At 69.9% G+C, this 7,794-nt stretch carries 6 protein-coding genes; all 6 read right to left on the bottom strand.

Going from position 1 to position 7,794, the window contains the following annotated elements:
- Nucleotides 1-171: 171 nt before the first annotated feature.
- The 6 genes from AB0I69_RS47285 to AB0I69_RS47260 all read right to left on the bottom strand — a co-directional run bounded on the left by AB0I69_RS47285 (nt 172) and on the right by AB0I69_RS47260 (nt 7,348).
- Complete coding sequence (locus AB0I69_RS47285; protein ID WP_363102039.1) at nt 172-1,761, bottom strand: ABC transporter ATP-binding protein; 1,590 nt, start codon at nt 1,759-1,761, stop codon at nt 172-174.
- Nucleotides 1,758-2,756, bottom strand: coding sequence for an ABC transporter permease (locus tag AB0I69_RS47280; protein ID WP_363102038.1), 999 nt, complete (start codon nt 2,754-2,756; stop codon nt 1,758-1,760). The genes AB0I69_RS47285 and AB0I69_RS47280 overlap by 4 nt, the downstream gene beginning before the upstream one ends.
- Complete coding sequence (locus AB0I69_RS47275) at nt 2,753-3,775, bottom strand: ABC transporter permease (RefSeq protein ID WP_363102037.1); 1,023 nt, start codon at nt 3,773-3,775, stop codon at nt 2,753-2,755. Before AB0I69_RS47275 ends, AB0I69_RS47280 begins: the two co-directional genes overlap by 4 nt.
- Before the next feature lie 4 nt (nt 3,776-3,779).
- Nucleotides 3,780-5,498 (bottom strand): ABC transporter substrate-binding protein, encoded by a 1,719-nt coding sequence (locus AB0I69_RS47270; RefSeq protein ID WP_363102036.1) that lies wholly within the window; start codon nt 5,496-5,498, stop codon nt 3,780-3,782.
- Between the two features lie 225 nt (nt 5,499-5,723).
- Entirely contained in the window at nt 5,724-5,816 is a 93-nt protein-coding gene (locus tag AB0I69_RS47265; RefSeq protein WP_317773309.1) for an Ms4533A family Cys-rich leader peptide, read from the bottom strand.
- A 56-nt stretch (nt 5,817-5,872) separates the two neighbouring features.
- The gene (locus tag AB0I69_RS47260) at nt 5,873-7,348 is read right to left on the bottom strand and encodes a DUF3152 domain-containing protein (protein ID WP_363102035.1); all 1,476 of its coding nucleotides are present in this window, start codon (nt 7,346-7,348) and stop codon (nt 5,873-5,875) included.
- Nucleotides 7,349-7,794 lie beyond the last annotated feature (446 nt).

Raw genomic sequence — 7,794 nt, 5'->3', positions numbered from 1 at the left:
TCGCCGGGCTTCCTGAGGGCGCCTCGCCGTCCGCCGTGCCATCGCGCCACCAAAAGGGGTGAACGGTCGTAACTTTCCCGTGCGGGTCGCGTTCCGTCGCGCTAGGAGATCAATCGCGCACGGATCGTCATGCCCGAACGGGCCGTCCCCTCATGCCGACAGGCCGGTGTGTCACGCCGTTGCCAACTCCCGTCGGGCCGCCCTGCGCTGGGCCGCGACCTGCGGATCGAGGGCCGGTACGGCGGCCAGGAGCTGCTTCGTGTACGGGTCCCGGGGTGCGTCGTAGACCTGGTCGGCGGGGCCTTGTTCAACGATCCTCCCGCGTCGCATCACCGCGACCCGGTCGCTGACCTGGCGCACGACGGCGAGGTCGTGGGCGACGAACACGAGCGCGAGGCCGAGTTCGCGCTGGAGTTCGCCGAGCAGGGCGACGACCTGGGCCTGTGTGGTGACGTCGAGCGCGGAGACGGGCTCGTCGCACACGATCACGCGCGGGTCGGCCGCGAGCGCCCGTGCGATGCCCACGCGCTGGCGCTGGCCACCGCTGAACTCGTGCGGGTAGCGGTCGTAGTGCGCCCCTTCGAGCCCCACGCGCTCCAGCAGTTCGCGTACGCGCCCCCGGATGCGCTGCTCGTCGCGCTCGCCACGCGCGCGTAGCGGGTCGGCGATCGACTCGCCCACACTGCGGCGGGGATTGAGGGAGGAGACGGGGTCCTGGAAGACCATCTGGACGTCGGGGCGTACGCCGCCGCCGGGCTTGATCTCGCCCGCCGTCGGCTGCAGCAGCCCGACCAGCATCCGGCCGAGTGTCGTCTTGCCGCTGCCGCTCTCGCCCACGATGCCGAGGGTCTCGCCCCGGTGGATCGTCAGCGACACGTCGTCCACGGCCGCGAACGCCCGCTTCCCGCGCCCGAATTCACGCCGTAGGCCCGTCGCCTCCAGGACGACCTCCGCGGGCGCTGAGGGCGCCTCCGAGAGCGCGCGCGGCGCGTCCACGCGCGGGACCGCGCCGAGCAGGTCCCGGGTGTACGTCTCGGTCGGCGCCCCGAGGACCGCGCCCACCGGTCCGTGCTCGACGGCCCGCCCGTGCCGCATGACCAGGATCTCGTCGACGCTCTCGGCGGCGACACCCACGTCGTGCGTGACGAGCAGCAGCCCAAGGCCGGTCTCCTCGCGGAGTGTGTGCAACAGGTCGAGGATCTGGGCCTGGACGGTCACGTCGAGCGCGGTCGTGGGCTCGTCGGCGATCAGCAGGTCCGGCTCGCAGGCCAACGCCATCGCGATGAGGGCGCGTTGCCGCATACCGCCGCTGAACTCGTGCGGGCGCGAACGGGATCGCCGTGGTGCGTCCGGAATTCCGACCCGGTCCAGCACCTCGACGCCACGCGCGCGTGCCACCCGACGCGACACGCGCGCGTGCACCCGGTAGACCTCGGCGATCTGGTCGCCGATCGCGTAGTACGGGTCCAGGGACGACAGCGGGTCCTGGAAGACCATCGCGGCCTTGCCGCCGCGCAGCTGTCGCAGGTCCGCGTCGGACGCCTCCTGTACGTCGATGCCGGCCACGCGCACCGAGCCGCCGACGTCGGCCCCTGTGCCGCGGTGCAGCCCCAACAGGGCCGAGGCGACCGTGGACTTGCCCGAGCCGGACTCGCCGACCAGGCCCAGTGCGGCGCCCTTCTCCAGCCGGAAGGAGAGGCCGTCGACGGCGCGCAGCGACCCGAACCCGACCGTCAGGTCGGTGACTTCCACCAAGCTCATGCGAGCACCACCCGTCGGTCGGCCACCGCGTACAGCACGTCCGCGACGGCGTTGGCGATGACCACGAAGAAGCCGATGACCAGGACCATGCCGACGACCACCGGAAGGTCGACGACATTGACGGCATGGACGAGTTCCTGTCCGATGCCGGGCAGTCCGAAGAGCGTTTCGGTGAGCACGGCGCCGCCGACCGCCGAGCCGACGTTGTTCGCGTTGAGCGCGATGATCGGCGCGAACGCCCCGCGCAGCGCGTGCCGCCCGATGATCGACCGTTCACCGACGCCGTACGCGCGGAAGGTGCGGATGTGGTCCTCGGCGAGCGTCTCCAGCATCGACGCCCGGGTGAGCCGGGCGAACGTCGCGGCCTCGATGAGGGCCAGGGAGAGCCAGGGCAACAGCAGGTTCCAGGCCCACTGTTCGGGGTCGTCGGTGAGGCCGACGTACTGCGGGAAGGGCAGCAGTTGGAGCTGCCCGCAGACGACGATCATCAGCACCAGACCGATCACGAACACCGGGGTGGCGACGCCCGCGAGGGTGATGCCGGTCAGCAGACGCTCGGTGAACCGGCCGCGCCGCCACGCGGACAGGATGCCCGTGCCGACCCCCAGGATCAGCCACAGCACCATCGCCCCGAACACGAGCGACAGACTGACCGGCAGCTTCGCCAGGATCAGCTGGGTGACCTGCTGGTCACCCTGGTACGACAGCCCCAGGCAAGGCGCCGAGCAGTGCTCCACCGAGGTGCCCGTGGAGTAGTCCTGGCCGACGAGGATGCCCTGGAGGAAGTGCCAGTAGCGGAGGTACAGCGGGTCGTCGAGCCTCAACTGCTGGGCGACCTGGTGCACTTGCTCCGGGGAGCAGCGCGGACCGCAGGTGATCTGGGCGACGTTGCCGGGAGTGACGAAGAAGACGACGTAGACGATCACCGAGATGGCGAGCAGGGTGATCACGGTGCCGACGCCGCGGCGCAGGACGAAGCCTCCGAAGCCGCTCACGACTTGGCCTCCTTCTTCGAGTTCGCGTCCGCCTTGGCCTCCCGCTTGCGGCCGGTGCCGATCCGCAGGCGGGATGCCGCGCGCGGGTCGAGGGCCGTGCGGATGCCGTCGCCGAGGACGGTCAGCGCCAGGACGGTGACGAAGAGAGCGCCGGCGGGCAGCAGCAGGTACTGCGGGGCCGCCTGGTACCAGACGTCGGCGGCGGTGAGCATCTGTCCCCAGGAGGGCGTCGGCGGCTTCACACCGACACCGAGGAAGGACAGCGCGGCCTCGACGGTGATGTTGATCGGGACGAGGAGCGCCGCGTAGGTGATGACGGGCGCGGCAAGACCGGGGAGCAGTTCGCGGCGGGCGATCCGCCACGTACCCCAGCCGCTGAGCCTCGCGGCGGAGACGTAGTCGAGTTCCTTGAGAGTGAGCGTCTGGGCGCGGACGATCTTCGCGACGTTGCCCCAGGCGATCAGGCCGATGATGAGCGCGACGAGCAGGGGGCGCGGGAAGCTGCTGGGGACGATGGCGAGCAGCGCCAACGACATGATCATCAACGGCATCGCAATGATGATCTCGGTGATCCGGCTCAACAGTTGATCAACCCATCGACTGCCGAGTGCGGCGGCGACGCCGATCACGACTCCGATGAAGACCTGCACGACGGTCGCCCCGAGCGCGACGCCGAGGGAGACCCGGGCGCCGTACGCGAGCCGGGCGAACAGGTCACGGCCGGTCTGCGGTTCGACGCCCAGCCAGTGGTCGGCGCCGATGCCCCCGAAGGAGCCGGTCGGCACGCCGCCGCGCGCGGAGTCGATGAGCGAGGGGTGGTAGGTGAAGGGGTCCTGGCCCTCGATCGCGGTGAGGAGCGGCGCGGCGAGGGCGACCAGGACGAGCAGGGCGACGACGACCGCCGCGACGAGGGCGGCGCGCTGCGCACGCAGCCGCCGCCAGAACTGACGGGCCCCCGAGGCCGCCGGGACGGAGACGTCCGCCCCGGCGGCCTGGGAGGCGACAAGTGCCTCGCTCATGGGGTTACTTGACCGCGACCTGGGAGATGTCCAGGACGCCGGTCCAGTCGCTGATCACGACGTTCTTAATGTCCTTGCCGACCAGCCGCTTGTAGACGGGGTGGAACAGCGGCACAGTCAGCGCCTGCTCGCCGATCTTCTTGTCCAGTGCACCCCACCTCTTGGCGGCAGCGTCAAGATCGGTCAACTTGTTGATCGCGTCAATCTCGGCATTGACCGACTTGTCATTGAGCAGGCCGGAGTTGAAGTTCGCGCCGTCCTTGACGATCTGGCGGCCGTCGAAGATCGGGGCGAGGAAGGGACCGCCGGAGGGCCAGTCGGCACCCCAGTGGGCGAGGAAGAAGCCCGGCTCGGTCTTGACGCTGTGGATCTTGTCCTTGTAGTCGTTGATCTCCAGGCCCTGCAGCTTGACGGTGATGCCGGCCTTCTTGAGCGCGTCCTGGATCGCGGTCGCGATCTCCGGGCTGGTCTCGAAGTCCTTGTCGTTGGAGTGCGTCAGGGTGACGGTGATCCCCTTCGGGTAACCGGCCTCCTTCAGCAGCGCCTTGGCCTTCGCCGCGTTGCCGGACGCGCCCGCCGGGAAGAGATCGTAGGGGTCGTAGCCGAAGGACTTCTGGTTCGGCAGGAAGGTGGTCGCGGCCTCGGCCAGCGACGAACCGCCCGCCGCGTTCACGACCGACGACCGGTCGATGGCGTACGAGATGGCCTGCCGCACCTTGACGTTGTTGAACGGCGCGACCGTCGGGTTGAACGCGATGTAGTTCGTGTAACCGAAGTGCCCGGTGCCGACGCGCGCCGCGAGCTCCTTGTCGCCGGTCACCTTGGCGAGCTCGGCAGGACCGAGGTTGGTGTCCGTCGTCACGGCAGCGGCGTCCGCACCCTGGGACGAAGACAACCGCTGGTTGATCACGGACGAGTCGAGCCCCGACTTCACGTCGATCTTGTCCGGGTAGGCCTTGCGCTCGGCGTCCGTGGCCGTGGACCAGTACTTGTTGCGCTCCAGGACGAGCGTCTCACCGTCGTTCTGGTTGCTGACGACCTTGTACGGGCCGGACGAGACCGGGTGCTCCTCGTACTTCGTCCCGGTGTCCTTCCCCTTCGGGACGGGCGTGAACTGCGTCTGCGTGGCGAGGTAGGGGAACTCGCCCTCGGGCTTGTTCAGATGGAAGACGATGGTCCGGCTGTCGGGAGTCTCAATGGCGCTGAGCCCCTTCTTGTCCTTGTACGGCCCCTGGTAGTCGGCCGCGCCGACCAGCCAGTCCCGCAAGTAGGGCGCGCCGCCGGAGAGTTCGGGGGCGAAGGAGCGCTCGATGCCGTACTTGATGTCGGCCGAGGTGATCGCGGTGCCGTCCTCGTACTTGAGGCCCTTCTTCAGGGTGTACGTCCAGACGGTCGCGTCCTTGTTGGGGCGCCCGGTGTCGGTGGCCAGGTCCGGGACGACCTTGGCGCCGGCCGCGCCGTTCTCGCGGTTGCGGGTGGTGAGCGTACGGAAGACGAGGGAGGGGACGTTGCCGCCGCCGGAGGTGTACAGGCGCGCCGGGTCGAAGTCCTCCTGGGGGTTGGAGTTCAGGACCGTGAGCGTGCCGCCCTTGTGCGGCGTGGAGTCGCCACTTGAGCCGTTGGCATCGTTGTCCTTCGGCCCGCAGGCGGCGGCACCCGCTGCCACGGCCAGGCTGACGGATGCCACGGCCACGCGCCGGGCTATGACGGACGGTTGACGCATCGGAATGACGACCTCTCGGGGGGACTTTCGAGGATCTCTCGCGGTTCTCGCGGTTCTCGCGCAGATCTCCCGCAGATCTCTCGAATAGTGAGACAGATGGACGAGGAGTGAGACGGAAGTGAACAGCCGTCTGCCCCGGCGTCAGGTCGTCGAAAAAGCCCTGCCAAGGTCACACGGGCAAGGGCGCGGTGGTGCGGGTCGCGACACGAACGCCAGAGGCGGTGTTCAGCGACAGAGAATGTCGGCCACGCAGAGCGGGGTCACGCCGATGAGCGCCAGCTCGATGGCGGCGCGGTTCGGAACATGACTAGACCACATGCCCAAAAATATGAAGGAAGTTGCGGCTCGTGTCAATGTGACATAAGCGTCGCCCGTCAACTGCCCGGGTACGGCCAGGGGTTCGCCAGACAGTGGATCCCGTCGTGGTCGAGGAACTTGGTCTGCTGCTGCATGACCGGCGCCAACTCGCCGTCCTTGTCGCAGGTGACGTGCCCGTAGCCGAGACGATGACCGACTTCATGGTTGATCAACATCTGTCGATACGCGTACATCTTGTCCCCATATGTTGACGACCCCTGCGCCCATCGATACGCATTGATCATCACGCGTTCGGTGGAGGCCGAGTCGCACGACACGTTGTCCTCGGTGGTGTCCAGACCTGACTTGGCACACCACTTGGCAGTAGTACCAGGGCTCGCGAGGGTGATCACGAAGTCCGGTTTGCCGGTGTAGATCCGCTCGAAGGTACGGGCCCCGTTGTGGGCCCAACTCCGCTTGTCGTTCAGCGTCTTCTGCACGGCCTCGGCGAAGAGCGCGCCGTCGAGCCCGAGCCCCTGCTCCACGTCCACGCGGTACGTGTACTTGCGCCCCTTGCCGGGCGCCTTGTCGACACCGGGCACCGCGTCGAACTTGTCCGGGCCCTTGAGCTTGGCGCCGAGCGGGTACTTCTTGTCCATCTTCTGCGCGTACGTCAGGGTCGCCAGCCGGGGAGAGGCGGAGGGGCTGGACTGCGGGGAGGCGCTCCCCCGTACGTCGCGGGCCTGGTCGGTGGCCGCCTCCGACCGCACGCCGCCGTTGTCACCGTCCCGGGCGACCTGTCCGGCCACGATGACGGCCAGCACGGTGGTGACGGCGGCGGCCGCGATGCCGGTGTAGGCGCGCCCCTTGCCGCCCTTGGCGGGAACGGACGCGGAGTCGGATCCGGGCCGGTCGCGGTCGGCGGGAGGCGCGCCTTCGCCGTCGGTGTCGGCCTCGGTGTCGCTCTCGGGGGTCCAGTCCGTGACGGAGGCATACGGGTCGGAGGGATGCGTCGCGACACCTGTCCGGGGCGCGAAGACGTCGTCGTCCTGCTCGAAGGCGTCGACGTAGTCCTGCCGGGGCCCCCGGCCACCCTGCCCGCCTCGCCGAGCCCCGCCCTGAGGGGCCTGCCGCTGCCGGGGAATGGGAAGCACCGGGCCCGCACCGGAGGCTCCGGGCACACCGACGCCAGGGGCTTGAGGCCCGCCGGGCGCACCTGGCGGAACACCGAGGGGCCCACCCGGCCCGCCGTGTCCTACACCGGCCCGCCCCCTCAACTCACCCCAGCCACCACCGGATTCAGCCTGCTCGGGATGTCCGGCACGGGCCTGGGGGAAGCCGTGCGCGGGGGTGCCGTCGGGGAGACGGGGAGTGCCGTGCGCAGGGGTGCCGTCGGCGAAACGAGGAGTGCCACGCACAGGGCTGCCGTCGGGGAGACGAGAAGTGCCGTGCGCGGGAGTCCCGTCCGCCAGTCGCGGCACGCCGTGGGCGGGAGTCCCGTCCGCCAGTCGCGGCACGCCGTGGGCGGGAGTCCCGTCCGCCAGTCGCGGCACGCCGTGGGCGGGAGTCCCATCAGGAAGCCTGGGAAAGCCGTGCGCCGGAGTGCCGTCCGGAAGCCTGGGAAAGCCGTGAGCAGGCGTTCCGTCCGGCGAAAGCGGGACACCGCGCGCGGGGGTGCCGTCCGGCAGACGCGGGACACCGCGCGCGGGGGTGCCGTCCGGCAGACGCGGGACACCGCGCGCGGGGGTGCCATCAGCGAAGCGTGGGACTCCCGTCGCAGGAGTACCGCCGGAGTAGCGCGGTGCCCCTTGAGTCGGGGCCTCACCAGAGGGGCGTGGACCCGCCTGAGCAGGCGGCGGGCCCTGGAAACGCGGCACGCCGTGGGCCGGCGTCCCATCCGCGAACCGCGGCCCACCCTGCACGGGCGGCGCCCCCTGGAAGCGCGGCACGCCGTGAGGCGGAATGCCACCCGGGAACCCCGGTATGCCATGGGCGGGAG

Origin of the sequence: Streptomyces sp. NPDC050508 (assembly GCF_040655155.1) — a bacterium.
Classification (GTDB): Bacteria; Actinomycetota; Actinomycetes; order Streptomycetales; family Streptomycetaceae; genus Streptomyces.
Note: the sequence above shows the minus strand (reverse complement) of the source record. Positions and strands in the feature narration are given on the sequence as shown.

Bases quoted from the DNA above. Each gene is read 5' to 3' on its own strand.
- AB0I69_RS47285 (WP_363102039.1), bottom strand. From the start codon at position 1,761: ATGAGCTTGGTGGAAGTCACCGACCTGACGGTCGGGTTCGGGTCGCTG.
- AB0I69_RS47275 (WP_363102037.1), bottom strand. From the start codon at position 3,775: ATGAGCGAGGCACTTGTCGCCTCCCAGGCCGCCGGGGCGGACGTCTCC.
- AB0I69_RS47270 (WP_363102036.1), bottom strand. From the start codon at position 5,498: ATGCGTCAACCGTCCGTCATAGCCCGGCGCGTGGCCGTGGCATCCGTC.
- AB0I69_RS47265 (WP_317773309.1), bottom strand. From the start codon at position 5,816: ATGTGGTCTAGTCATGTTCCGAACCGCGCCGCCATCGAGCTGGCGCTC.